Origin of the sequence: Neobacillus vireti (genome assembly GCF_036962345.1) — a bacterium.
Lineage (GTDB): Bacteria > Bacillota > Bacilli > Bacillales > Cytobacillaceae > Neobacillus > Neobacillus vireti_A.
On sequence record NZ_JBALNB010000025.1, the window covers coordinates 85,864 to 110,668 of the forward strand.

Genomic DNA, 24,805 nt, shown 5'->3' on the forward strand with positions numbered 1-24,805 from the left:
TTTCGTGGCTTGTTTTGAACTTTTTATGAACGAATTCTGAAAAGGGGAAATCTGTACTATAATTATTTTGATATCTGTTTAATCTGTTATATAAGACAAACACAATGATATCAACACGTTCATAGTGGAAACCTATGAAACAGATATCAACTTGCAATGAAAAAACAGGAGATTGAATCTCCTGTTTTTAATCGACAATAATATCCGCAATCATAGGACCATTATGGTCTCTGTCACTATGGATTTCACAAATCAATCGATAAGTCCCTTCTTTATCAATTTGCAGAGGGATCATAGTTTCTTCCCCTTTTTTAACAGTTCCTTTAATGTCAGTCCCTTCAATATAAAATGGATGTTCTTCTCCATTAATTCCGTTGATGTACAAGTTTACCTTTTCTCCCGTTTCAACATTAATAGTCCCTGGATCCCAGCGGTATACCTCAATTTCCTTACCATCTTTCATTTTAGATTTATACTCAACCGTCACCATATGAATTTCTCTAGTATTTTCGTTAGAAATTTGATTGAAGACTGCGGTATCGCCGGCTTTTAACATAAACCATGCAGAAATGATTACTAGTAAAAATGCCGTAGCTAAAATAAACACAAGTGTATCTTTCTTTAAAACTAAGAATTTCATCTTAAACCTCCTCAATAATTTGTCCTATATCATGTTTATGCAAACAAGGGAGGCAAACTTGTCTCTTTTTTATAATTTTTTTCTAGTGCTCATACATATACATATAAAAGAAGCGTTTTTTCGAATAGACAGCATTGAAAAAATAGGTGGTATTCTGAGAATGAAAAAAGAAAAATGGTTTACATTTGTAAAATTTATCTTCCCGCTTCTATTATTAATAATTGTAATCCTAGAATTAAAAAAGTTTATCGGGAATTTAGATGTTGGTTTACTACAAAATGAAATTGGACAACTGCAATTTAGTGCTTTGCTTCTAATATTTAGTGTTATGTTTGCTGCTGTTTTACCAATGCTGTTTTATGATTTTATGTTAATAAAGATTCTTGGGTTACGAGCAAGAACAAAAACAGTCATAAAACAGGCACTTATCGTGAACACCTACTCAAATCTGTTTGGTTTTGGCGGTCTAATTGGTGCAATGTTAAGAACCTACTTTTATCATAAACTAGAAAATGATAAGCGAAGGCTAGTGGGGGGAATTGCAGTAATTACCTTCTTTTATATGACAGGGATGGCGCTCTTAGCCTTACTAGTAGTAGTGGGTTTCCGAGATCATCCCATTTTTGTACAAACGAAGTGGCTTTTTTTAGCTGTTTTGAGTGTGTCTTGCTATTTACCTCTTTTTTGGGGATTAAATGTTGTTAATAAAAGCAGGAACAAGCAAACTTTCATAACTTCAGGAGAAGCTGTAAAATTATTTTGTATTTCTTTGTTTGAGTGGACAGCAGTATTTGGCGGTATTTGGTTTTTAACCTTGATGATGAACATACCTCTTAACTTTGAACAGCTGTTTCCTGTTTATGTGGTAGCGGCGTGTGCAGGTATTATTAGCATGATTCCAGGCGGTCTGGGATCCTTCGATTTGGTGTTTATCTGGGGCATGCAATACTTATATGTACCGGAGGAAAAGGTACTTGCTGTCCTTTTATTCTACCGGTTAGGATATTATTTGGTACCATTTTTGTTCAGTACAGTCCTTATGGTAAAGCCTTTTATTATTACGATTATTTCAAGTAAACGCTGAATTTTTTTCGTTTTAATAACAAATTTCCTATATATATTTACATGCTTTTATAATTTGATAAAATCAGGTGATAAAGAAAAGGTAAGGATGTTGTAACTTGGCTAAATTTGTATCGTTCATTGCATTACTATTTCTCATTTTATCAAACCAATTGATCACATATGCAGAAGAAAAACAGGCTCTAGAGATAAAAAGTGAAGCAGCTGTTCTGATGGATTCAGAAACAGGTGCAGTTTTATATGATAAAAACAGTGAGGAGAAATTATATCCTGCGAGTTTGACGAAAATAGCGAGTGCTATTTATGCGATTGAAAATGCAAACCTTGAGGATGTTGTAACTGTAAGCTCTAGGGCGGTAAATGAAGATGGGACGAAGGTATATTTAGAAGAAGGGGAGAAGGTTCCTTTAAAAAAGTTGATCCAGGGAATGTTGATAAACTCAGGAAATGACGCAGCTGTAGCAATCGCTGAACATGTAGATGGATCAGTAGAGCAGTTTGCAAAAAATATGAATGTCTATCTAAAAGAGAAAGTTGGTGTTCGTGATACTCATTTCACCAACCCGAATGGATTATTTGATGAAAACCATTATACAACGGCGTTAGACCTAGCCTTGATCACAAACTACGCAAAAAAAAATCCTGTATTTTCGGAGATTTTTAGAACAAAAGAGCTTGATTGGATTGGAAAGTCATGGCAAACAACCATATTGACACACCATCGTCTACTAAAAGGAGAAATCCCCTTTGAAGGTATTACAGGCGGGAAGACGGGGTTTGTAAATGAATCCAAACATACGTTAGCAACAACGGCTGAAAATGATAAAATAAAGCTTACTGCGATTGTTCTAAAAGCGGATAGTAGTAATGAATCGTATGACGATACTGAAAATCTTATTGATTATGGGTTAAAAAACTTTCATCATCGAGTGGTAAAACAAAATGAGCTTTTTACAGTGGAAGAAAAGATATATCATACTAAAACAAATACTTTGGTAACGGAACATATCAATGGCTCTGAACAGGATATCACCAAAAATGGGGTCCTAGAAGTAATGAACGATGGACAAGTTATTCAATCTTTACAGCTTGAAGTAAAAGAACCAAAACATGTAAGTATAAAGGAAGAAAAGGAGTTAGCTAGCGAAAAAAGCAGTTTCAATATCTTTTTGGGGATTATCTTTTTTGCATTTGCGGGTGTCTTTCTTGGAGTTCGAAAAAAGCTGGTAAGAAAACAATAGTATTAGCAAAAGCCATGAAAATTTATTCATGGCTTTTTTTGTACGAAGTTTGAAAGCAGAAGCATGAGGAAGGAGATGACCACCATTGAAAGAACAAATGACCAAGCTAAACTCATGTTTCCAGACTCCATTGCCACGTAAATTGCGGTTGGAGCAGTCTGTGTTTTTCCTGGTATATTCCCTGCAAACATTAAGGTGGCGCCAAATTCACCTAGTGCCCGTGCGAAGCTCATAATAAGACCTGAAATAACCGAAGGAAGAGATAAGGGAAGGGAAACAAATAAAAATACCTTCATTTTATTTCCGCCATCAACGCGTGCCGCATTTTCTATGTCAATATCCACAGCTTGAAAACCTAGTTTTACTGATTGGTACATCAACGGAAAAGCAACCGTGGTGGAGGCAATAATCGCAGCCCAAGGTGTAAACATAATGGAATGTTGAAAGAATTCCTCAATAAAAGCACCAACGGGACTGTGCCTGCCAAAAAAATAAATCAATAAAAATCCTATCACCGTGGGTGGAAGAACAATTGGAAGCATAAGAAAAGTCTCGAGCAGCATTTTTCCTTTAAAACTCTTGTTGTATAATAGTCTCGCAAATACGATTCCAAAAAAACAGACAATAATGACAGAAATGGAAGCAACTTGTAGAGAAAATTTAAGCGGGTGCCAAAAATCATTTGAAAACATCATCATCAATCCAATACTTTAAATCCATATTTTTTAAAAATGGTTTTTGCTGAAGTACTTTGTAAGTATGCGAGAAACAACTCAGCCTCATTTTTATGAGAAGTAGACTTTATTATACCGGCAGGGTAAACAATAGGGTCATGTGTCTCTTCATCTGCAGTTGCAACAACCTTTACTTTATTTGAACTGTTAATATCAGTTGCATAAACAATCCCTGCATCCACATTACCTGTTTCAACATATGTTAAGACCTGACGGACATCCTTTGTTTGTATGAGATTAGGCTCTAATTGCTTCCATATTCCAGCATTTTCAAGAGTTTGTTTTGCATATTTACCAGCTGGAACGGATTCAGGTATTCCAATGGCAATTTTATTAACCTGACTAAGTCCCAAATCTGAAAATCCGTTTAATGAGAACTGATTTTCTTTGTTGGTAATCAAAACAAGTTGGTTTCCTAATAAGTCAATTTGCTTTTCACGATTTATTATGCCTTCCTGAATTAATTCATTAAATTGATCGTGGGAAGCGGAGAGGAATATATCGACAGGAGCTCCCTGAAGGATTTGTTGTTTCAATGCACCCGATCCATCAATATTGTAGAGAAGTTTAATTTGTGGATTCTTTTCTTCAAACTGGTTTTTTATTTCTACCAGTGCTTCATTAAGACTGGCAGCAGCCGAAATCGTTAATTCATTTTTTTTTGTTTGTTGTTGTGATTTTTCAGGGGAACATGCCGACAGGCCAATAAATAAGTAAATGGCGAGACCGACAAAAAAAGATTTTCTCATGAATTACTTCCTCTCATAATCTATCAAAGTTTCCTCTTTCTATTATAACGAAAGAATATACTTCCTTAAAGTAGGGCATAAAAAAACTGCCTGGGCGGCAGTTTTAAGTATAATCGAACATTTTCCTATGTTGTTCTCTTGCTACTGAAGTCTGCTTTCGACTTTTTGGCATACTTCATCTGCAGTCATTCCATGTGCTTCAATGACTGAACCTTTTGTTTGGGTATCCTGCATTCCCATTACATTGGAATCTAAACCAGTAACAACACAGCAATCGCAGTTCTGTGCATCTGATTCCTGTCTCAATTGAACGACATCATGCCCTTTTTCCCTTAAAGCTTGTTGAATATCTGTTAAAGATTCTTCTACTCCAATTTTCGCCATACAAAACACCTCCTCCATTAAATTATCATCCCAAAGTACTCGTTAATTATTCTGTATAAGTCCCGACAAACTTCAAAAACTAAAAAAGGAGGTGTAACTATGGGAAAGCGTAAAAAGGATCCATCTACCATTGGCTTGGCATCACCACAAGTAGAAGGCCAAGGAACAACCACAACAGAAACTGGAAATAGAACAGCATCGTCATCACGCAGGAAACAAAAGAAAGATTAAAAAAAGCGGGCACATCGGGTGCCCGCTTTTTAATTTATTTATTGTACATTTCAGCAACTTGTTTTTGAATTTCACTATTTTCAAGGTATTCATCATATGTCATTTGCTTATCCATTAAACCATTTGGTGTTATTTCGAAAATTCGGTTCGCAATGGTTTGAATAAACTGATGGTCATGTGAGGAGAAAATAAGAGACCCTTTAAAGTTTATTAAACCATTATTTAATGCTGTAATGGATTCCAAGTCAAGATGGTTAGTCGGCTCATCAAGAAGTAAAACGTTTGCCCCATTTAACATCATTTTTGAAAGCATACAACGTACCTTTTCGCCCCCAGAAAGGACACTTGCTTTTTTAAGCACTTCCTCACCAGAAAACAACATTCTTCCTAAGAATCCGCGTAAAAAGCTTTCGCTTTCATCTTTAGGGGAGAACTGGCGAAGCCAATCAACAAGAGTTAAATCACTGTTTTCAAAATACTCGGAGTTATCCTTAGGAAAATAAGCTTGTGAAGTGGTAATACCCCATTTAAAGGTACCGCTGTCAGCTTCCATTTCACCCATTAGTATTTTAAATAGTGTTGTTTTGGCAACTTCATTGGTCCCAACAAGTGCGATTTTATCTTCCTTATTCATAAAGAAGCTAATATTATCAAGAACCTTTACACCATCAATGGTTTTTGTTAATCCTTCAACTCTTAATAAATCATTGCCGATTTCACGTTCAGGAGTAAACCCTACGAACGGATAGCGGCGTGAGGAAGGACGAATGTCATCGAGTGTAATTTTGTCTAATAACTTTTTACGAGAAGTAGCTTGCTTCGACTTAGAAGCATTTGCACTAAAACGAGCGATAAAGGCTTGAAGTTCTTTTATTTTTTCTTCTTTCTTTTTGTTCGCGTCAGAAGTCAGTCTTGTAGCCAATTGACTTGATTCATACCAGAAATCATAGTTACCTACATAAATTTGAATTTTTCCAAAGTCTAAGTCTGCAATATGTGTACAAACTTTATTTAAGAAATGACGGTCATGGGATACGACAATGACTGTGTTTTCAAAGTTTATTAGGAACTCTTCTAGCCATTGAATTGCATTAATATCCAAGTGGTTCGTCGGCTCATCCAGCAGTAATACATCAGGTCTGCCAAAGAGAGCCTGAGCAAGAAGTACCTTTACTTTTTCTGAACCAGTTAATTCAGCCATTTTTTTATAATGTAAGTCTTCTCCTATGCCTAGACCCTTTAATAAAATCGCTGCTTCAGGCTCGGCTTCCCAACCGTTTAATTCAGCAAATTCACCCTCAAGCTCTGCAGCTTTCATACCATCTTCATCAGTGAAGGGATCTTTCATATAAATGGCATCTTTTTCTTGCATCACTTGATAAAGTCTTGTATGCCCCATGATAACGGTCTTTAATACTTCCTGTTCCTCGTATTCAAAGTGGTTCTGTTTTAAAACAGCCATCCGTTCATTAGGACCTAGTTGAACCGTACCGGTTTGAGATTCGATTTCTCCAGATAATATTTTTAAAAATGTCGATTTTCCAGCGCCATTTGCACCAATCAGACCATAACAATTTCCAGGTGTGAATTTAATGTTTACGTCTTCAAATAACTTTCTGTCACCATATCTTAAACTTACATTACTTACAGTTATCATTTTTAATATCCTCCAACAGCAAAATATCTATTAATTATACCATTAAAAAGGGTGAAGAGCGAATTCTTTGTTGAATGAGAAAAAAACGTTGGAGAAATTTAAACAAATTGAAGAAAAATTTTCTAATTTTTTTTCGTAGTTTTCACACTTTATTCATACTTTTGTTGTAGAATTGGGTAAACAAGTATTGAAGGAATAAAGTGGGTGAGAAGTAGTATGTCGAAAAAGCAACTTACTGAACTCGTTAATAAGTTAAAACAGGCTGGAATAAAAGCAAGTCTCACAAAACCAAAGTCCAACTACCTATTATCTTTGCAACAAATAAAAAAGTATCCTTCATCCGTGAACTAAATAGGTATTAAAAAGCGATTAATCCCAAGGACTAACCGCTTTTTTATTGCAAATTATTTAATTTCATCCAAGATCTCTTCAAAGACTTCTTGTTTGTCAAAATCTTCTCCCATTGGAAACTTGGAAATAAATTTATTGTTTCCGTCGATTAAATAGGTAAAAGATGTATGAACAAATTGCCCATTACCAGGGTCTTTATATTGAAATTGTAATGAGTCCGCAATTTCTCTAATCTTTTCATGTTCAGCTTTAATATTTTCCTGATCGCCAGTAAGGAAAATCCAATGATTATTATTTGAGATTTGGAAAGCATTCATATATTTTAGCAGCACTTCTGGTGTGTCTCTGTAAGGATCAATCGTAATGGTAACAAACTCAATATCTTTACCATACACGTTGTTTTTTTCTAAATCGGCCTTTAATTGAACCATTTTTTGAGTAGTGGTAGGGCAGATATCCGGACAATGGGTATAAATAAATTCGATTAGTTTTAGTTTAGAATCTTCGCTGAAATTATAATCCTCACCATTCTGATCGATTAACGTAACATTGGCTGGTACTTTAGCACTTGCATCCCGAATAAGAAAAAACGAGATTCCTGCCGTAATCCCGATGAACAGAGTTAAACTACATATAAGATAGATTTTTTTCATAATTTCTCCCTCCTGCTATAAAGGATAATGAAATTTTTATGAAAAAGATGTGGATATTTCGTGAACATTCATATTGCAAATGAACCCATTTAATCAATGGTACATTGGGAGGCTGGGCAATTTTCGCAATCATTTTCTTTTTTGAGATAGTCAAGATTATGTATGATGATTTTTTTATGATCCATTGAGATTACTTTCTTGTTTTTTAATACTGTCAGCATTCGACTAACGATTTCCCTGGCTGTAGCGCAGAAGTGTGCTAAATCTTGTGTAGTAATCGGTACATTGATATGAATACCATCCTCTTGAGGGAGGCCGTAGCTGTTAGAGAGGCGAATTAATGTAGAGTAGAGAGCCCCTTTTTTTCCATAGAGCACTAAATCTCGAAATTTAGTCATGGTCCTTCTAATATGATCGTTCATCCATTTAATAAACTGATAGCTGAGATTACTGTTCTGGAATAATGCTTTCTCAAGTAAATCTAGTTGTATACCAGCCACATGTCCGTCTTCTATTACTCTCGCGTTGAAAATATAACGTGGATCTTCGGTAAAAAGGGTTAATTCTCCAACGATGTCATGCAGAGAGCATAGGCGGAGGTATAACTCTTGGCCTTCAGCATTCATCTTTGAAATTTGGATTCTTCCAGAGAGAATCAGAAACATTTCTGAAGCAGCCTGTCCTTCTTGGAACAGAAATGTCCCTTTTTTTATTTCAATTATTCTCCCTGATGAATGTAAGAGTTCAATTAATTCATTGGTTAGAGCATGCTCTGTTTGCGTATCAATCATAAATACCACCTAAAAATATTTGACCTACTCTAATAATACTTGCTGAACAAACCAAGAAACGGTCAATTATGTTACACATTTTTGAAATTTGCATAAAATAGAGTATTCATTTTGACAAAAATTACTCTTTATTGTATCTTGAGAAAGAGTTAATTTTTTCTAAAAAAAGGGAGTATGTTGTATGTTAGGTGTCGTTCTTAACTAATCCAATCAATTGGATATTTTCATTCCATTTGCCTTTTTCAAAATTTACGTTTGGAAGAAGGTCTATTTGAGTTTGTATTTGGAATGAAGTTAAGAACAATGGGCATACCAGGCATACATTATTTCCATGTAACTGTGTACATTCCTGTAGACAGTTTTTTTTATGGGGAAATTTTGTATTTGAAACGAGCAAACAACTCTCGTTTATTTTGTGCAGCCGCAATGACATTGTTCATTGCGGCTATTTTTATTTATTTGGAGGGAAAAAGATTGAATCAACATACATTTAAAGTTTTGGAAGTTCAAGAAATCAAAAAGAGAATAGCTGAATTTGCATTAACAAATGAAGGAAAAGAAAAAGTTTATAACCTTACTCCCTCAACAAACGTTAAACAAATTGAAGCATGGTTATCCGAAGTAACGGAAGCGGTAGATATTCTCACGAAAAGTTCAAGCGTACCCGTTCATGGGTTGGGTGGGATGGAGCAGCTTCTATCTAAATTAAACAAAGGTACAGCACTCCGTCCAGAACAATTATCAAAGCTTCATGAATTCCTAGATTGTTGTGGGAAAATGCGCAGGTTTATGAAAGATAAAGTGTATTATGCGCCGAGGGTTACCTCATATGTAGAAGTGATTGAGGAATTGCCTGAGCTAGAAAGTGAAATTATACGTTGTATTCGTAACGGCAGGGTTGATGATTATGCCTCAAAAGAATTATTGAAAACCAGAAAGCAAATTGCCATACATGAGGAACGGCTGAAGGAAAAAACGATGCAGTTGATCCGCTCGAATAAGTATAAAACGTATTTACAAGAGAATGTTGTCAGCCAAAGAGATGGAAGATATGTCATTCCGATTAAAAAGGAATACAGAAGTAAAATTAAAGGGAGTGTTCTAGATACCTCCGCTTCTGGTTCAACATTATTTATTGAACCGGAAGAAATAGTCCAATATCAAGAACAGTTAACATGGCTGCGAGCGGATGAAGACGTTGAAGTCCAAAAGGTGTTGAGCTACTTAACAGGATTAGTGGAAGAAAAAGAACAGCAACTTTGTTTGGCGATTGAAACAATGGTCCATTATGACTTTTTGTTTGCAAAGGCTAAATATAGCAGGTCGATTAATGGAGTGAAAGTTCAAGTGAATAATGATCAACATATTAAGTTGATTCATGCAAAGCACCCTCTGCTTGGCGATAAGGCAGTAGCATTATCAGTAGAGATGAACGATGGGCAAAATGCGCTTGTCATCACAGGTCCGAATACTGGCGGGAAAACAGTTACCATTAAAACAGTCGCTCTCTTGACACTAATGGTCCAATACGGCCTGCATATTCCTGCAGATGAAAAGAGTAATCTTAGTATCTTCCAGCGCATTCTCGTTGATATTGGTGACGGTCAAAGTATAACCGAAAATTTAAGTACGTTCAGTTCAAGGATCGTGAATATCATTGAGATTCTTAAAGATACAAATGATCAAACTTTAGTTTTATTAGATGAGCTTGGTTCAGGAACAGATCCAGGAGAAGGAATGGGCTTGGCAACTGCCATTCTAGAGCAGCTCTTTAACAAGGGAGCAACTTTGCTGGCGACTACGCATTATAGTGAAATAAAAGAGTTTGCTGAAGAACATCCGGGATTTATTAATGGGTCCATGGAATTTGATTTAGAAACGTTAAGCCCGACCTATCGCCTTACGATTGGTAAAGGAGGAGAGAGCCAGGCGTTTGCCATTGCCTTAAAACTAGGAATTCATCCAAAGATTATTGAAAGAGCCCATCAAGTTACCTATAAGGAAATAAAAAACTATGATAACCAGGAAACAGATATCTTTAAACAGAGAGAATTAGAAAAACAAATAATTGTTAATAAATATAAAAATCGAAAAAAATCTGCAATGCCTAAAGACAAAATTCCTGTTTTCAATCAAGGTGACAATATAAAAATTTCACCAACAAATGAATTTGGTATTGTGTTTAGTGGACCTGACAAACAAGGTAATTACACCGTTCAGGTGAAAGGTGAAAAAATATCCGTTAATCATAAAAGAATGCAGCTTTATATATCCGCTAAAGAACTTTACCCAGATGATTATGATTTCGATATCATCTTTCAATCAAAAGAAAACCGGAAGAAAAGTAATATACTTTCCAAAAGGCATGATGGTGAAGTCGTCATCGATTATACGGAATCATAAATGAAGAAGCCTTCCAATCGGAAGGCTATCTTTTATTGGCATATTTTTCAGCAAGTAGTTGTTTTACCTGGTTATAACTTAAGCCAGACTGGCTATTTAATCGTTTTACCTCTTCAATATCTGTACCGGCCGCAGTAAACTTTTTACTTGTTGGTTTCATATTAATTATTCCTTCCTGTTTTTGTTTATGGTAAAGATTGTTTTTAAGCGATGAAAAGGACATTTTTGGTACATACTATAAAAAAAGGAGGCGGTTCCCATTTTTTACGGTAAAAGGGCTAAGGATGAAGAACTTGAAGTAATCATGATTGACACCGAAATCTATTCCTGTATGGATAATGCTTGCATTGGCTGGATGAGAAAAGATTTTGTAACAGACGATTTGCTCTGCCCAATGTGTGGAAACGAAATGGCTGCAGAAATAAGAGAGCTTCCGAAAATTTAATTAGGATAATATTCAAAAAGACTGTCAAAAGGATGACAGTCTTTTATTCTTCTCCAAAATCAAAAAAATGACCATCGAATGCTTTTTGTGCAGATTCAGAACTAGGAAACAGAGCGTCATCATCTTCAATGACATGAAAAGTTTCATTCAAGAAAAGTGCAAGGGCATTCGGATCCTTTGGATGAGCGACAATTTCTGCTGCTCGTATATTAGCTACAGTTGGCACATGCGGATTACGATAGATTACAAACACTTCGTCTCCAGGCTTAGCACTCGAAATATCAACCATATCCATATCCATTTACCTTCCTCTATTAAAGATTTTCATTTTGTTGACGAATTTCATCTCCGGTTAACATGATGTTTGCATCCTCAATATCCTTATGTTCATCTACGGATTCACCTGGAACATATTTTTGTGAAGGATAGATCCCACCATGAATGGATGTTTGCTTCTTATTGGATGAAGTAGTTTCCTTTGCCATCACAAACACCTCCTTTACTAAGCATTTGCTTTATAAATAGGGTTTATTCCTTCCTGAATTTTCATAGTAAAAATCATGGATAATTTTCCTATCTTAAATCAAAAAAACTCCCCATTCATTGGGGAGCGTGTAAATCCTATGTCTATTCGTCTTTATTTGCTAAACAGCGGTCACATTCCATTAAGTAGCTTTCTGCTTGTTCTTCCATATGCTGACCACACTCAGGGCATTGCTTTACTGGCAAATTGCGGAAAAATTCAACTGGACTCATTAACATTAAAAACTCCTCCTTTTTTAATACAGTGTATTAGATTTTGTTTTGTTATAGTACACATTGAATAAAAAAATATTTCTTCTTATTCTTCTCTTTTTGCTAAACAGCGGTCACATTCCATTAAGTAGCTTTCAGCCTGTTCTTCCATATGCTGCCCACATTCTGGACATTCCTTTTTCTGTAAAGTGCGGAAAAATTCAACTGGGTTCATTAACATTAAAAATCTCCTCCTTTTTTAATACAGTTTATTTTAATTCGTACTGTTGTAGTACAGTATAATCAAAAAAAATAGATTTGTGTAGTCCTTTTTAAAAAATAATTTATTTTTTTTGAAAAATGAGTCATTTATCACGTTTTTTTAATTTTGTGCAAGTTTGGAACATATTATGTATGAATGCCTTTTAATGGAATATAAATTCGACAATTATGTGAACAAAAACACTTCCTTCTCTAAACTGTTTACATTACAATCATAGTAGCTAGATATTTAGAAAAAGGGGGGATGCTGTAAATGGAAACAGTATCTACTGAATTACATCCATTTTTAATTGTCATCGCTGTTGGTTTAACGATCATGGCGTCATATACAGGGTTAGATATGTTCACATTGATAAAAAGTGTTAAAAAAAATAAGAGGATGCTATATCTTGGCGGTGCTTTGTCATTGGGTGTTGGAATATGGGTGATGAATTTTATCGGACTCATAGCAGCCGATATAAATCGATTTTCAAGTTACCAAATTCCTCTAACGATTTTGTCTATCCTAATCGGGATAGCCTTTTCAGGAATGGCGTTCATTCCTTTTTTTGGCAGAGAGGTTAAAACGATTCATTTGTTATTCGGAAGTTTCTTTTTAACAACAGCTGTTTTTGCTATTCATATCATAAGTATTTACGCAATGAACTTATCGATCGCATACAATGTTCCGCTTTTTGTGTTTTCAGGACTACTTCTATTTGGTTCTTTTTTATTTTCCTTATGGATTCTCTTTTCCTCAAAAACGTATTCAAAAGGAAATCAGACTTGGTTGAAACCTCTTAGTGCCCTTATTATATCCGCAGCCATTGCGGAAGGGCATTTTCTATTAAAAAGAGCATCTACGATTCTCTCAGCTAATACTGGAAATAGTTCTATTAATGAAGATACATTCCTAGTTTATTTAGTATTACTTGTGACAGTTTTGATTATCAGCGGATTAATTGCTTCTAGTACTTTAGTTAGTAAGCAGTTAGCAGAATCTGATACAAATTTAAGGGATATCACAGCTGCATTGGATGCATCGACCATTGTTGCTATAACCGACCCACAAGGAAACATTATATTCGTAAATGATAAGTTTGAAGAAATTTCAAAGTATAAAAAAGAGGAAATTATCGGAAAGAACCACAGGATGTTGAATTCTGGATATCACTCGAAAGAGTTTTTTAAAGATTTGTGGACAACAATACAATCCGGTAAGAATTGGCGTGGGGAAATTAGAAATAAAGCAAAGGATGGTTCTTTTTATTGGGTGGATACCACAATTGTCCCTTTCTTGAATAAAAAAGGAAGGCCTTACCAATATGTAGCGATTCGTTCCGATATTTCAGATCGTAAAAGAGCGGAAGAACATTTAAAGGAATCAATAAAAGATAATACAGACATTCGCTTTGCACTTGACCAATCAACGATTGTTGCCTTTACAGACGCAAGAGGAAGGATTACAAGTGTCAATGACAAGTTCTGCGAAATTTCTAAATATAGCCGAGAAGAACTTATTGGGAAGGACCATAATATTTTAAACTCAGGTCATCAAACGAAACTGTTTTTCAAAGATTTATGGAAGACGATTGGAGAAGGTAAGGTTTGGAAAGGTGAAATAAGAAATAAAGCGAAGGATGGAACCTTATATTGGGTGGATACGACCATTGTTCCTTTCCTGCATGAAAATGGGAAGCCATATCAATATGTTGCCATTCGAAATGATATTACAGAGCGTAAGAGAGCAGAAGAAGTTCTCCATCGTCAAGATAAGCTGGCAGCGGTTGGCCAATTAGCGGCAGGTGTGGCGCATGAAATTCGAAATCCACTGACATCTATGAAAGGTTATGCGGAGTTTCTTACATTAGATGAGAAGGACCCTGAACGCTTAGAATTTATGAATATTATTCTTGATGAGATTGAACGGGTCAATACGATTGTTGAGGATTTCATGGTATTGGCAAAACCTAAGATGGTTGAATTAGAAGAAAAGAATGTGGTTCCAGTCATTAAAAACGTCGTATCACTGCTAGAATTTGAAGCAAGAAAGAAGCATGTGAAACTTTCATTTGATTGTCCACATGAGATTATTCAAATTGAATGTGACGAAAATCGTTTGAAACAAGTGTTTTTAAATTTTATTAAAAACGGTATCGAAGCCATGCCAAATGGCGGCGAGTTACATGTGAAAACAATGATTCATGATAACAATGTTCAAATCTCTATTCAGGACACCGGAGTAGGGATTCCAAAAGATAAATTAAAACAGCTGGGTGAACCATTTTATACGACGAAGAAAAATGGGAATGGGCTCGGGTTAATGGTCAGCTTTAAAATTATCGAAAATCATAATGGTAAAGTTTTTGTTGAGAGTGAGCCAAATAAAGGAACTACCTTTAATATTCTTTTACCAGCAAAGCCAGCATGATCAAGACGGAAGATTTCTCTTTCGTCTTTTTTACTGTTCAAAGAATAGACAAATATTTTTGAAAAAATAAAGCTACTTTTCATTTGAATAGATTAATATGTTTATATAAGTATTATGTTTTAAACTGGAGGGGAAAATGTGGGGGAAGCAAATTTAGTCAAAACCATTTGTGGTTATTGCGGTACAGGATGCGGCCTGGTACTCGAAGTAAATGATAATCGCATAACGAAAATTCGCGGTGACAAGGATGCACCAGTAAACAAAGGTCAAACCTGCGTGAAAGGTGCTTTCGCTTATGAATATGTTCATTCGAACAAACGATTATTTAATCCGCTTATTAGAAAATCAGGCACATTAGTAGAAACAACATGGGATGAGGCTTACAAATTTATAGCAGATAAATTGTCCAACATTCGAGATACATGGGGTCCAAATGCAATTTCGATGTTTGCCTGTGCTAGAACAACCAATGAATCCAATTATATTACACAAAAGTTCATGAGGACTGTAATAGGCAGTAATAATATAGATGGATGTAACCGAACGTGACACGCACCAAGTGTTGCCGGTCTGGCAACTGTATTTGGAAGCGGTTTCCCAACCAATACGTTAGAGGATTTTGATCGAGCAGAAGTATTGCTGCTAATGGGGTCGAACACGACTGAAGCACATCCAATCATCGCAAATAGAATTAAGAAAGCGATTAAGAATGGTCTTAAAGTAATCGTTATTGATCCAAGAAAAATTGACATGGTTAAATTTTCACACCGTCATCTGCAAATTAATGTCGGTACCGATATTGCTCTAATTAATGCATTCCTTCGGGTGATTATTAAGGAAAACTTATATAGCCAAGATTTTATTGAGCAATTTACGATTGATTTTGATTCGTTAAAGAAGCAGGTAGAACTGTACACACCTGAATATGCAGCTGCCATTACGGGGCTGAATCCAGAGGATATTGTCGAGACCGCTAGGGAATATGCGTCTGCAAGTGGTTCTATGATTGCTTACACTCTTGGGATTACAGAGCACCATTGTGGTGTTAATAACGTATTTGATATTGCAAATCTAGCTTTATTGACAGGTAATATCGGCAGGGAAGGCACTGGAATTATGCCGCTGCGCGGGCAAAATAATGTTCAGGGTGCTGGAGATATGGGCTGTCTTCCGAATCAATTGGCAGGAGCAATGAGTGTAGCTAACGATGAGTTCCGTGCCAGGTATGAGAAAGAATGGAATGTGACGCTTAATCCACATGCGGGTGATACACAAACGAGAACATTTGACAGGCTCGAAAATGGTGAGTTAAAAGCTCTCTTTATAATTGGAGAAAATCCATTACTAGCAGATGTTCATATGAACCATACCAAGGAGCTAATGAAAAAGCTTGATTTGCTAATTGTGCAGGATATATTCCTAACAGAAACAGCTCAAATGGCAGATGTGGTTCTTCCAGCTTGTTCTTGGGGAGAGGTGGATGGTACCTACACGAATACGGACAGGAGAATTCAAAGAGTCCGCAAGGCGGTTGAGCCAGGAGTTAACGTAAAAGAGGATTGGGTTATTCTGTGTGAACTTTCAACGATGATGGGTTATCCAATGAACTATTCAAGCAGTGAAGAAATTTGGAATGAGGTACGAAAACTGGCTTGGGAGATGTATGGAGGCATATCTTACGAAAGACTAGAAAAGGAATATAGTATCCATTATCCATGTCCAACGGAGGATCACCCAGGTACATTTATTATGCATGAGAGATTTCATAATAAGCAGTCTGATGTTAAAAAATCACCATTTGTCCCAGTAGATTTTACACCGCCTCTAGAGCTTCCGGATAAGGAATATCCATTTACTTTAACGACTGGAAGACGATATGAGTCCTATAACACACATTCGCAAACTCGTTACTATGCGGCGGGAGTTAAGGTGAAACAAACCGAAGAGACAGTGGATATTCATCCAGACGATGCACTTGCACTAGGTATTGTAGATGGGGAAATCGTTCAAGTCCGATCTCGTAGGGGAGAATTGACGGTTAAGGCGAAAATCACTGACCAAGTTGTTCCAGGGCTTGTCTTCATGAGTTTCCACTGGAGTGAAACTCCAACAAATGTATTAACCCTAAACGAATATGATCCAATTTCTGGCACAGCAGAATACAAGGCCTGTGCAGTTGCAATCTCTCGGATTTAAAAGGTTGGCGCGGAGTTTGATTCCGCGCTTTTTTTGTGTTGAATCACCTGAGGACAAATTACTTATAGCAGGCAAAGTGATTTGTCCTTTAATAAGGGGTCTTGAGAACAAATCACTTATAGCAGGCAATGGGATTTGTCCTTTAATAAGGGGTCTTGAGAACAAATCACTTAAAGCAGGCAATGGGATTTGTCCTTAATAAGGGGTCTTGAGAACAAATCACTTATAGCAGGCAAAGTGATTTGTCCTCAATAAAGGGTCTTGAGAACAAATCACTTATAGCAGGCAAAGTGATTTGTCCTCAATAAGGGGTCTCGGGTACAAATCTCTCGTAGCAGGCAAAGTGATTTGTCTTCAATAGGGGGTCTTGAGGACAAATCACTTATAGCAGGCAAAGTGATTTGTCCTCAATTAATGATTCATATTCAAAGTTTCAACAATAAACAAACCCTAGATATCATTTGTGAAATCTAGGGTTTGAATACAAGCCGGGGATTACCCGGCTTGTTTGACCATTTCTTTAACTGCTGTTGTTTTTCTTTGATAGTAGAAATAGTTAAGTGCAAAAGAGATGACGTAAAAGCCAATAAAGAAATAGAATGCTGTTACATAAGAACCAGATGTTTCAACGGACCATCCAAAAAGCTTAGGAATTAAAAATGAACCATAGGCTGCAAATGCTGCTGAAAAACCAATTACTGGTGCAGCTTCTTTTGGAATAAAGATGGTTGGAATCATTTGAAAGGTTGACCCAGACCCAATACCAGCCGCAAGGAATAGAACCAAGAAGGTAGCTAAGAAACCAGCAAACTGGTTAAGATTTAAGAAGTAAATAACTCCAAAAGCACCAATTGTCATAATGATAAATACATATGCTGTTACTCTTGCTCCGCCAAACTTATCTGCCATCCAGCCGCCAACAGGTCTAGCAGCAGCCGCTACAAGAGCACCTAGGAATGCTAGTGAAATATGTTCAGGGAACTGTGATTTCAATAAAAGCGGGAATGCAGCTGAATAGCCAATGAAAGAACCAAATGTCGCAATATAAAGTACGGTCATAATCCAAGTATGTTTACGTTTTACAATAACAAACTGGTCTGCAACAGATTGTTTAGCACCTGGGACATTATCCATTTTAAAGTAAGCAAGCAATGTCATGAAAACAATCGGAATGACCCAGATAAATGCTGCATTTTGTATCCATATTTGTTGACCATTTGCTAAGACTTGACCTTTACCGGCAAATGCGAATGCACCAGTTGTAACGATTAATGGTGTAACAAATTGAACCACTGAAACACCCATGTTTCCTAATCCACCGTTAATACCTAAAGCTGTTCCTTTTTCTTTTTTCGGGAAGAAAAAGCTAATATTTGCTGAAGAGGAAGAAAAGTTACCTCCTCCAAGTCCACAAAGTGCAGCTAACAACAACATAATCGAAAATGGAGTATCAGGATTTTGTACCGCAAACCCAATGCCGATAGCAGGAATCGCAAGAACACCCGTTGATATGACCGTCCAGTTTTTACCGCCAATTGATCCGACTGCGAAAGTATAAACAAATCGAAGGGTTGCTCCAACAAGTCCAGGAACCGCAGCTAATGTGAATAATTGTTCATCTGTAAAAGCGAAGCCAATGTCGTTTAATCTTATTGCAACCACAGACCAAATCTGCCAAACAATAAACGCAAGCATTAATGAAGGAACAGAAATCCATAAATTTCGATTTGCGTGTTTCTTTCCTTCTGTTTTCCAAAACTTTTCATCTTCAGGATTCCAATAATTAATCCGCGCCATTTATATCTCTCCCTTAAATCCACTCCATATTTCGAAGTGGATATTGTTTGTGTTTTCACTATAAACCAGATGATAACATGATTTTTGTGACGTACGTCACAAAAAAGGTGAAGGAACTGTGAACTTAGGATAAAAGACAAAAAGTTGTAATATTTGGATCAGATAAACGAATTTTTCAAAAAAAATAGACCTACCGAAGAAGGTCTGACTGCTTATGATTTCCTTTCATCATCGGACTCATGAAACATGGCTACAAAATTCTTTGTTTCCCCGCTGTCATCTTTGATGGCCGAGATGGTTAACCATTCCCGATAGATTTCTTGGTTTTTTCGTTTGTTCCAAATAAAACCTTCCCAGTAGCCAACACTTAATAGGCTATCCCACATTTTTTTATAAAAGGCATTATCATGTTCTCCTGATTGCAGAACACTTGGCGTCTTTCCGACTACTTCCTCCATTGTATACCCTGTAATCTTTGTAAAAGCAGGGTTAACACTTTGTATGATTCCATTTTTGTCTGTAATCGTTATTCCATCCGTAGCATGTTCAACAACCTTTGCTGATATTTCAATCCTTTCTTGATAGTAAAGCCAAACTACTAATATTGTACTTGCAAGTGAAAATTCTGACAGTGCCATAAAACCAATCGCATAATGTCCGGTCCAATTAAAGAAAATGGTTAAAATGATTGGTGGAAAGAAACCTCCTAACCCTCCCATTGCAGACACAATACCATTAACGATACCTGCTTGCTTTGAAAAATAGAAGGGCACTAATTTAAAGATGGTCCCATTCCCAGTCCCTGCACAAATAGCTACAAATAAACAACCAAAAGAATAAATAGGCAAAGAGGGGGTAAAGGACAACAGGAACCCGGCAAAAGTAAGTCCAGAGAATACACCTACTAAAATAAGAAAAGGATTGAACTTATCCCCGAGCCATCCACCAACCGGTCGAAATACCGTGGCTAAGGCAATAAATCCGGCTGTTCGCAAACCAGCATCCACCTTTTCTAAATCAAAATGGTTAACTAGGAAAGATGGTAAATAAATAGTGAAAGCTACGAAAGAACCAAAGGTAATGAAATAAAATAAACTTAAAAACCATAACTTTTGATTTTTATATACTGCATTAATTTGATCCATTAATGAGACATTAACTCTTTTCTCTGTTTTGTCACCAAAGAAGAAATTTAATAGTGCAAAAACTAACACGACAATAAGAAATATTTGAATAGTTGTTCTCCAGCCAAATGCATTGGCAAGCACCGGGGCAGAGAAAGAAGTAATTGCTGTACCAATATTTCCTGCACCATAAATCCCATTAATAAATCCATGTTTTTCTTTTGGGTAATATTTAGGCAATGAGGTTACACCAATTGAAAAAACAGCACCGCCAATACCGAGCATAAATCCGCCCAAAAGTAACATAAATAAAGAGTTGGCAATGCTTAAGATTCCAATTGGAAGTAACAAGAGGATAAAACTAATTGTAAATAATGAACGAGCACCAAACCGATTTGTCCAATAGCCAATTGGTACTCTTAGTAAAGATCCAAGGATAACCGGTACAGCTGTTGACCAAGAAATTTGAGTCGATGATAGTTTAATATCTGCTTGTATATAAGGCATAAGCGATGAAATAAGTACCCAAACCATAAAACCAGCAATAAGGCTTGTAGTCTGCAGATATAATTGTTTTGCACCTTTAGACATTCCAATCCCCCCTTCATTTCCAACACGTGTAGTATTTCCAGAATAAATCTAAACAACCGAACATTTTTATTGGCTAGAAAACACCCTTGGTAAATTTTTCTTATTGTAGTATATAACAAATTCCGTCCTCGAACTGTGAGATGAGACACATGACTATAAATATTGTAACATTTCTTAAATAAATGGAAAGATAACCCTTTATCGTGTATGATCATAGTAATTTAATTTACTAATAAAAATTTTAGATTTATTCAAAAGGAAGGAAGAGTTTTCAATGAATTTTCAAGCAATTGAATCATTTGATGAACAGTTGAATTTAATGAACATTCTTTCACAACGATTTTTTTCAAGAGCTCATCAAACTGATATCGAGGGAGGTTTCCCTTTTGAAAATATACAAGAGCTAAAAGATAGAGGTTATACGGCATTAACGGTTCCAAAAAAGTATGGCGGGAGAGAAATTTCCTTAGTCGAAATGCTGCGGTTTCAAGAAAAAATTGCTGAGGGAGATGGCTCAACAGCCCTATCTATTGGCTGGCATATGGGTTTAATAAAGAATCAAGCTGAAAAAAATTCTTGGAATGAGGACCTCTTTAAAAAAATCTGTGAAGATGTTAAAAATGGTTCCCTTATTAATAGTGCGGCAACCGAGCCAAGAACCGGAAGCCCAACCCGTGGAGGCAGACCTGAGACAAATGCGCGTAAAGAAGGAAACCGCTGGATTATTAATGGAAGAAAAACATTTACGACCATGGCTCCTGTTCTAGATTATTTTCTTGTCAGTGCTTCTATTCACGATAGTGATCAGGTTGGCAACTTTCTCATTCCTAGATCTTCAATTGGGTTAATGATTGAAGAGACATGGGATAGTATTGCCTTAAAAGGAACAGGAAGCCATGATTTAATCCTCCGTGATGTTTCAATACCAGAAGAGTACTTAATTGAGCAAGTCGTAAGGGAAGGGAAAAAAGCAAATGGCTGGCTTCTCCATATACCAGCTTGTTATCTTGGAATAGCGAAAGCAGCAAAGAAATATGCCATTAACTTTGCTCTAGAATACTCTCCGAATAGTGTAGAAGGTACGATTATTGACCTTCCGAACGTCCGACAAAAAATAGGGGAAATGGAATTGAAGTTGATGGAGTCTGAGTATTTCTTACATACTGTAGCAAAGCAATGGGACAATTCAGATGAACAGGCTAGAGGGGAAATGGGACCTGTCCTGGGAGCTGCCAAATTAACGGTTACGAATAATGCGATCACAGTAGTGGATTTGGCCATGAGAGTAGTAGGGGCAAGAAGCTTATCTTTGAAAAATCCTCTTCAGCGGTACTATCGGGATGTAAGAGCGGGACTACATAACCCGCCAATGGATGATATGACGATCCAGGTTCTCGCAAATCACGCCATCCAAAACGTATAAAACCTGTATAGTTCTTACACCCCCTGAACAATTTAACAATAAAGGGGTGAAGACAATGCCAAGAGGTAAAGAATTGAGCCAGCTTCCTAAATCTGATACTAGAGTTGACATGGGAACAAATACCAAAGAGGTACTAAGAAAAGGTTTTGATCAACAAGTAAAGCCTCAGCCTAGAGAGATTAATAAAGAAAACGAAGACATGATATAGGCAAAAAAATACCTCCACCTTAAGGAGAAAAGGTGGAGGTATTTTTTTAATCTTCGTTTAGTTCTCCAATTTCAACGACTGTTCTTTCCTCAAGAGGTCCTCTTAGGTGAACAGTAGCTGTTCTTCCATCCTCATTTAATTGATCGATCCAGACAGAAGCTCCATTATATTTGACTTCGATATCAGCGGAGGACGAAAGAATTTGCTTTACACGATTCACATTCATTTTTTTCACTCCTAATAAAATTGTCGTTTTATTTTTACCAACAGGTTGTTTTTCATTCGTTTGTTTTGTAATCGCTTTCTTATATTATATGTAGTTCTAAAAGGGGAGCTTGTTTTATATTCTGTAAAAGATAAGACTATACGCATATTGCCTGCACGAAATTTCATGTTTATGATTACTTGATATAAGTAACGAAAAAAATTGAAACTAATTTGGGTTCCCTTCGTCTTAAATAAAAGAAACTCTATTCTTTAAGATTCCACTTTTTAGCAACATGTATGCTCTGATGAATTTGACCAAGCTAGCAAAATCTAAGATTACTAGCTAAATATAGTGAAAATTGACGAAAAGAAATGGGTATTACTGGTAATGGTTTTGTTTTTATTTTTCAATAAATGTGATATAGTAATTGAGGTTCGTTTACCGGGTTCATTGGTAAGTGAGAGGAGAATGAACAATGAAAAAGATTAGAATGCCTGATATAAAAAATAATGGATCGATTGTTTTCTTTACAATTGCCGTTGTTTTATTCTGGCTAAAAACATATGCTGCGTATCAAATTGAATTTACACTTGGAATTGATAATAACCTGCAAGAATTTCTTTTATTTATTAATCCATTAAGTTCTGCATTATTCTTTTTTGGATTAGCATTGCTTTTTAAAAAGCGAATGAAACTCGTATTAATCATTACCAATTTTATTTTGTCGTTCTTATTATACGCAAACATTGCGTATTACAGATTCTTTAGCGATTTTATTACCGTACCTGTATTAATGTCGACCAAAACCAATGCAGGACAACTTGGAGATAGTGCCTTGTCTTTAATGTCTCCATTCGATATTTTGTATTTCACAGATTTCTTTCTTTTAATTGCGTTAGCGTTAACTGTTTTTAGAAAGGTTACGGTTGAGAATAAAAAATCATTTAAGGTCGTTCTATTGTTTGCGGTCACTGTCTTTTTATTCAATCTTGGATTAGCAGAAAAGGACCGCCCACAGCTTTTAAGCCGTTCTTTCGATAGGAACTACTTGGTAAAATATTTAGGTGCCTATAACTTTACGATTTACGATGTAATTCAAAACATTAAATCATCAGGCCAGCGTGCACTTGCAGACAGCAGCGATATTACAGATGTTGAGAACTATCGAAAAGCAAATTTCTCAAGCCCGAATCCCGAGTACTTTGGTAAAGCCAAAGGAATGAATGTAATCTATATTGCGATGGAATCACTTCAAAGCTTTGCCATTGATTATAAAATGCCGGATGGTCAGGAAGTAACACCATTCTTAAATTCCTTAGTACATGGAAATGAAGCTTTTTACTTTGAAAACTTCTTCCATCAAACGGGACAGGGAAAAACATCTGATGCGGAATTCTTGATGGAGAATGGATTATACCCGATGGCACAAGGAGCGGTATTCGTCAATAAAGCACAAAATACGTATCATGCTATGCCAGCAATTCTAAAAGGGAATGGCTATTATTCTGCTTCCTTCCACGGAAACTATAAAACGTTCTGGAATCGAAATGTTATGTATAAAGCTTTAGGTTACGACCAATTTTTTGACGCGGAATATTACAATATGACGGAAGAAAATACAAAGAATTACGGCTTAAAAGATAAGCCATTCTTTACGGAATCAATGCCATTGCTTCAAAGCTTGCCACAGCCATTTTATACAAAGTTTTTAACCCTTTCAAACCATTTCCCATTTGAAATGGACCCACAGGATACCGAGTTTCCTGCAGGTAATACAGGTGATAAAGTGGTTGATCAATACTTCCAAGCTGCGCACTATATGGATGAAGCCATTGAACAGTTCTTTAATGATTTAAAAGCTTCAGGCTTATATGATAATACGGTAATTGTAATGTACGGAGACCATTACGGCATTTCCGAAAACCATAATGATGCAATGGCCAAGGTGCTTGGTGTAGAAGAAATTACTCCAACCCTAAACGTCGGCTTACAACGTGTGCCATTATTGATTCATGTTCCTGGTGTAAAAGGTGGAATTCAACAGCAGTATGGTGGTCAGGCAGACGTACGTTCAACCATCTTGCACCTTTTGGGTATCGACACAAAGGATTACATGGAACTCGGATCAGATTTATTATCGAAGGATCACCGAAATTGGGCTTTATTTAGAAATGGCGATTTTGTCTCACCTGAAATTGTTCAAGTCAAAGGGAAATGCTACAGTAACGAAACGGGAGAATTATTAGAAGGCACAGACGCATGCAAACCGATCGCAGATAAAGTTGCTGTTGAGCTTCAGATTTCTGACGAAATTGTATATAAAGACCTATTAAGATTCTACCATCCGGAAGGTTTTACACCGATTAATCCAAACGACTTCGAATATTTAGCTCCAAAAGTGAAAAAGGGTGCTATTGAAGAGAATGAAGTGAAAGACAGTGAAAGCCTTAATGAGTCAGATGTTAATAG

Annotated in this window: 24 protein-coding genes and 2 pseudogenes; 11 read left to right on the top strand and 15 right to left on the bottom strand. The window is 36.3% G+C overall.

The features are described 5' to 3' along the window. Nucleotides 1-187 precede the first annotated feature (187 nt). Nucleotides 188-640 (bottom strand): cupredoxin domain-containing protein, encoded by a 453-nt coding sequence (locus tag V7108_RS25385; RefSeq protein ID WP_335518896.1) that lies wholly within the window; start codon nucleotides 638-640, stop codon nucleotides 188-190. A 160-nt stretch (nucleotides 641-800) separates the two neighbouring features. Between V7108_RS25385 and V7108_RS25390 the strand changes: the two genes are divergently transcribed. After that, a complete protein-coding gene (locus V7108_RS25390; protein WP_335518892.1) occupies nucleotides 801-1,724 on the top strand; it encodes a lysylphosphatidylglycerol synthase domain-containing protein in 924 nt (307 codons plus the stop codon). Between the two features lie 97 nt (nucleotides 1,725-1,821). Beyond that, complete coding sequence (locus tag V7108_RS25395; protein WP_335569762.1) at nucleotides 1,822-2,964, top strand: D-alanyl-D-alanine carboxypeptidase family protein; 1,143 nt, start codon at nucleotides 1,822-1,824, stop codon at nucleotides 2,962-2,964. 26 nt (nucleotides 2,965-2,990) lie between these two features. Here V7108_RS25395 and modB read toward each other — a convergent pair whose 3' ends face one another. The 3 genes from modB to V7108_RS25410 form a co-directional block, all read right to left on the bottom strand. After that, nucleotides 2,991-3,659, bottom strand: coding sequence for a molybdate ABC transporter permease subunit (gene modB, locus V7108_RS25400; protein ID WP_335569790.1), 669 nt, complete (start codon nucleotides 3,657-3,659; stop codon nucleotides 2,991-2,993). A gap of 2 nt (nucleotides 3,660-3,661) precedes the next feature. Continuing rightward, nucleotides 3,662-4,447 (bottom strand): molybdate ABC transporter substrate-binding protein, encoded by a 786-nt coding sequence (gene modA / locus V7108_RS25405; protein WP_335569763.1) that lies wholly within the window; start codon nucleotides 4,445-4,447, stop codon nucleotides 3,662-3,664. A gap of 141 nt (nucleotides 4,448-4,588) precedes the next feature. Continuing rightward, entirely contained in the window at nucleotides 4,589-4,831 is a 243-nt protein-coding gene (locus V7108_RS25410) for a YkuS family protein (RefSeq protein WP_335518882.1), read from the bottom strand. A gap of 99 nt (nucleotides 4,832-4,930) precedes the next feature. Between V7108_RS25410 and V7108_RS25415 the strand changes: the two genes are divergently transcribed. Further along, complete coding sequence (locus V7108_RS25415; RefSeq protein WP_335569764.1) at nucleotides 4,931-5,062, top strand: YuzL family protein; 132 nt, start codon at nucleotides 4,931-4,933, stop codon at nucleotides 5,060-5,062. 34 nt (nucleotides 5,063-5,096) lie between these two features. Here V7108_RS25415 and V7108_RS25420 read toward each other — a convergent pair whose 3' ends face one another. From V7108_RS25420 to V7108_RS25430, 3 genes are all read right to left on the bottom strand, one after another. Further along, complete coding sequence (locus tag V7108_RS25420) at nucleotides 5,097-6,719, bottom strand: ABC-F family ATP-binding cassette domain-containing protein (RefSeq protein WP_335569765.1); 1,623 nt, start codon at nucleotides 6,717-6,719, stop codon at nucleotides 5,097-5,099. Between the two features lie 404 nt (nucleotides 6,720-7,123). After that, nucleotides 7,124-7,723 (bottom strand): SCO family protein, encoded by a 600-nt coding sequence (locus V7108_RS25425; RefSeq protein WP_335569766.1) that lies wholly within the window; start codon nucleotides 7,721-7,723, stop codon nucleotides 7,124-7,126. Nucleotides 7,724-7,812: 89 nt separating this feature from the next. After that, the gene (locus V7108_RS25430; RefSeq protein WP_335569767.1) at nucleotides 7,813-8,514 is read right to left on the bottom strand and encodes a Crp/Fnr family transcriptional regulator; all 702 of its coding nucleotides are present in this window, start codon (nucleotides 8,512-8,514) and stop codon (nucleotides 7,813-7,815) included. A gap of 474 nt (nucleotides 8,515-8,988) precedes the next feature. Between V7108_RS25430 and V7108_RS25435 the strand changes: the two genes are divergently transcribed. Further along, nucleotides 8,989-10,917 carry an endonuclease MutS2 gene (locus V7108_RS25435; protein WP_335569768.1) on the top strand — a complete coding sequence of 643 codons (1,929 nt, stop codon included), beginning with the start codon at nucleotides 8,989-8,991 and terminating at the stop codon, nucleotides 10,915-10,917. A 25-nt stretch (nucleotides 10,918-10,942) separates the two neighbouring features. Here the strand turns inward: V7108_RS25435 and V7108_RS25440 are convergent, their stop codons facing one another. Beyond that, nucleotides 10,943-11,077: a hypothetical protein gene (locus tag V7108_RS25440; protein ID WP_335519862.1), complete on the bottom strand. Its 135-nt coding sequence runs from the start codon at nucleotides 11,075-11,077 to the stop codon at nucleotides 10,943-10,945. A gap of 99 nt (nucleotides 11,078-11,176) precedes the next feature. Here V7108_RS25440 and V7108_RS25445 point away from each other — a divergent pair, with 99 nt between their 5' ends. Beyond that, the gene (locus V7108_RS25445; protein WP_335519871.1) at nucleotides 11,177-11,362 is read left to right on the top strand and encodes a cold-inducible protein YdjO-related protein; all 186 of its coding nucleotides are present in this window, start codon (nucleotides 11,177-11,179) and stop codon (nucleotides 11,360-11,362) included. 43 nt (nucleotides 11,363-11,405) lie between these two features. Here the strand turns inward: V7108_RS25445 and V7108_RS25450 are convergent, their stop codons facing one another. The 4 genes from V7108_RS25450 to yhfH (V7108_RS25465) all read right to left on the bottom strand — a co-directional run bounded on the left by V7108_RS25450 (nucleotide 11,406) and on the right by yhfH (V7108_RS25465) (nucleotide 12,338). Beyond that, entirely contained in the window at nucleotides 11,406-11,657 is a 252-nt protein-coding gene (locus V7108_RS25450; RefSeq protein ID WP_335519873.1) for a transcriptional regulator SplA domain-containing protein, read from the bottom strand. Nucleotides 11,658-11,676: 19 nt separating this feature from the next. Next, entirely contained in the window at nucleotides 11,677-11,847 is a 171-nt protein-coding gene (locus V7108_RS25455; protein ID WP_335519865.1) for a hypothetical protein, read from the bottom strand. A 142-nt stretch (nucleotides 11,848-11,989) separates the two neighbouring features. Beyond that, on the bottom strand, nucleotides 11,990-12,124 hold the full coding sequence (gene yhfH, locus V7108_RS25460; RefSeq protein ID WP_335569769.1) for a protein YhfH: 135 nt from the start codon (nucleotides 12,122-12,124) through the stop codon (nucleotides 11,990-11,992). A 79-nt stretch (nucleotides 12,125-12,203) separates the two neighbouring features. Then, entirely contained in the window at nucleotides 12,204-12,338 is a 135-nt protein-coding gene (gene yhfH / locus V7108_RS25465; protein ID WP_335569770.1) for a protein YhfH, read from the bottom strand. Nucleotides 12,339-12,632: 294 nt separating this feature from the next. Between yhfH (V7108_RS25465) and V7108_RS25470 the strand changes: the two genes are divergently transcribed. From V7108_RS25470 to fdhF, 3 genes and pseudogenes are all read left to right on the top strand, one after another. Continuing rightward, entirely contained in the window at nucleotides 12,633-14,789 is a 2,157-nt protein-coding gene (locus V7108_RS25470; protein ID WP_335569771.1) for a PAS domain S-box protein, read from the top strand. A 138-nt stretch (nucleotides 14,790-14,927) separates the two neighbouring features. Continuing rightward, a pseudogene (locus tag V7108_RS26970) lies at nucleotides 14,928-15,089 on the top strand (hypothetical protein); the annotation flags it as partial. Further along, entirely contained in the window at nucleotides 15,066-16,985 is a 1,920-nt protein-coding gene (gene fdhF / locus V7108_RS26975; protein ID WP_420489221.1) for a formate dehydrogenase subunit alpha, read from the top strand. The pseudogene V7108_RS26970 and the gene fdhF, both read left to right, overlap by 24 nt. Nucleotides 16,986-17,480: 495 nt before the next feature. Here the strand turns inward: fdhF and V7108_RS25485 are convergent, their stop codons facing one another. Then, complete coding sequence (locus V7108_RS25485; protein WP_335512893.1) at nucleotides 17,481-18,782, bottom strand: MFS transporter; 1,302 nt, start codon at nucleotides 18,780-18,782, stop codon at nucleotides 17,481-17,483. 212 nt (nucleotides 18,783-18,994) lie between these two features. Further along, complete coding sequence (locus V7108_RS25490; protein ID WP_335569772.1) at nucleotides 18,995-20,497, bottom strand: nitrate/nitrite transporter; 1,503 nt, start codon at nucleotides 20,495-20,497, stop codon at nucleotides 18,995-18,997. A 274-nt stretch (nucleotides 20,498-20,771) separates the two neighbouring features. On the opposite strand from V7108_RS25490, the gene V7108_RS25495 reads away from it, so the two are divergent. Both V7108_RS25495 and V7108_RS25500 read left to right on the top strand, forming a co-directional pair. Next, on the top strand, nucleotides 20,772-21,920 hold the full coding sequence (locus tag V7108_RS25495) for an acyl-CoA dehydrogenase family protein (RefSeq protein WP_335569773.1): 1,149 nt from the start codon (nucleotides 20,772-20,774) through the stop codon (nucleotides 21,918-21,920). Between the two features lie 55 nt (nucleotides 21,921-21,975). Continuing rightward, nucleotides 21,976-22,128, top strand: coding sequence for a hypothetical protein (locus V7108_RS25500; protein WP_335515147.1), 153 nt, complete (start codon nucleotides 21,976-21,978; stop codon nucleotides 22,126-22,128). A gap of 46 nt (nucleotides 22,129-22,174) precedes the next feature. On the opposite strand, the gene V7108_RS25505 is transcribed toward V7108_RS25500, so the two are convergent. Then, the gene (locus V7108_RS25505; RefSeq protein WP_335515150.1) at nucleotides 22,175-22,354 is read right to left on the bottom strand and encodes an H-type small acid-soluble spore protein; all 180 of its coding nucleotides are present in this window, start codon (nucleotides 22,352-22,354) and stop codon (nucleotides 22,175-22,177) included. Between the two features lie 457 nt (nucleotides 22,355-22,811). Here V7108_RS25505 and V7108_RS25510 point away from each other — a divergent pair. Then, nucleotides 22,812-24,722 (top strand): annotated as a pseudogene (locus V7108_RS25510) (LTA synthase family protein); the annotation flags it as partial. Nucleotides 24,723-24,805: the final 83 nt, after the last annotated feature.

What these genes read in the sequence shown, in the direction of transcription:
- V7108_RS25485 (WP_335512893.1), bottom strand. Translation starts at nt 18,782, where the DNA reads ATGGCGCGGATTAATTATTGGAATCCTGAAGATGAAAAGTTTTGGAAA.
- V7108_RS25430 (WP_335569767.1), bottom strand. Translation starts at nt 8,514, where the DNA reads ATGATTGATACGCAAACAGAGCATGCTCTAACCAATGAATTAATTGAA.
- V7108_RS25470 (WP_335569771.1), top strand. Translation starts at nt 12,633, where the DNA reads ATGGAAACAGTATCTACTGAATTACATCCATTTTTAATTGTCATCGCT.
- V7108_RS25410 (WP_335518882.1), bottom strand. Translation starts at nt 4,831, where the DNA reads ATGGCGAAAATTGGAGTAGAAGAATCTTTAACAGATATTCAACAAGCT.
- V7108_RS25490 (WP_335569772.1), bottom strand. Translation starts at nt 20,497, where the DNA reads ATGTCTAAAGGTGCAAAACAATTATATCTGCAGACTACAAGCCTTATT.
- modA (WP_335569763.1), bottom strand. Translation starts at nt 4,447, where the DNA reads ATGAGAAAATCTTTTTTTGTCGGTCTCGCCATTTACTTATTTATTGGC.
- yhfH (WP_335569769.1), bottom strand. Translation starts at nt 12,124, where the DNA reads ATGTTAATGAGTCCAGTTGAATTTTTCCGCAATTTGCCAGTAAAGCAA.
- V7108_RS25415 (WP_335569764.1), top strand. Translation starts at nt 4,931, where the DNA reads ATGGGAAAGCGTAAAAAGGATCCATCTACCATTGGCTTGGCATCACCA.
- V7108_RS25420 (WP_335569765.1), bottom strand. Translation starts at nt 6,719, where the DNA reads ATGATAACTGTAAGTAATGTAAGTTTAAGATATGGTGACAGAAAGTTA.
- V7108_RS25455 (WP_335519865.1), bottom strand. Translation starts at nt 11,847, where the DNA reads ATGGCAAAGGAAACTACTTCATCCAATAAGAAGCAAACATCCATTCAT.
- yhfH (WP_335569770.1), bottom strand. Translation starts at nt 12,338, where the DNA reads ATGTTAATGAACCCAGTTGAATTTTTCCGCACTTTACAGAAAAAGGAA.
- V7108_RS25385 (WP_335518896.1), bottom strand. Translation starts at nt 640, where the DNA reads ATGAAATTCTTAGTTTTAAAGAAAGATACACTTGTGTTTATTTTAGCT.
- modB (WP_335569790.1), bottom strand. Translation starts at nt 3,659, where the DNA reads ATGATGTTTTCAAATGATTTTTGGCACCCGCTTAAATTTTCTCTACAA.
- V7108_RS25440 (WP_335519862.1), bottom strand. Translation starts at nt 11,077, where the DNA reads ATGAAACCAACAAGTAAAAAGTTTACTGCGGCCGGTACAGATATTGAA.
- V7108_RS25495 (WP_335569773.1), top strand. Translation starts at nt 20,772, where the DNA reads ATGAATTTTCAAGCAATTGAATCATTTGATGAACAGTTGAATTTAATG.
- V7108_RS25505 (WP_335515150.1), bottom strand. Translation starts at nt 22,354, where the DNA reads ATGAATGTGAATCGTGTAAAGCAAATTCTTTCGTCCTCCGCTGATATC.
- V7108_RS25390 (WP_335518892.1), top strand. Translation starts at nt 801, where the DNA reads ATGAAAAAAGAAAAATGGTTTACATTTGTAAAATTTATCTTCCCGCTT.
- V7108_RS25450 (WP_335519873.1), bottom strand. Translation starts at nt 11,657, where the DNA reads ATGGATATGGTTGATATTTCGAGTGCTAAGCCTGGAGACGAAGTGTTT.
- V7108_RS25425 (WP_335569766.1), bottom strand. Translation starts at nt 7,723, where the DNA reads ATGAAAAAAATCTATCTTATATGTAGTTTAACTCTGTTCATCGGGATT.
- V7108_RS25500 (WP_335515147.1), top strand. Translation starts at nt 21,976, where the DNA reads ATGCCAAGAGGTAAAGAATTGAGCCAGCTTCCTAAATCTGATACTAGA.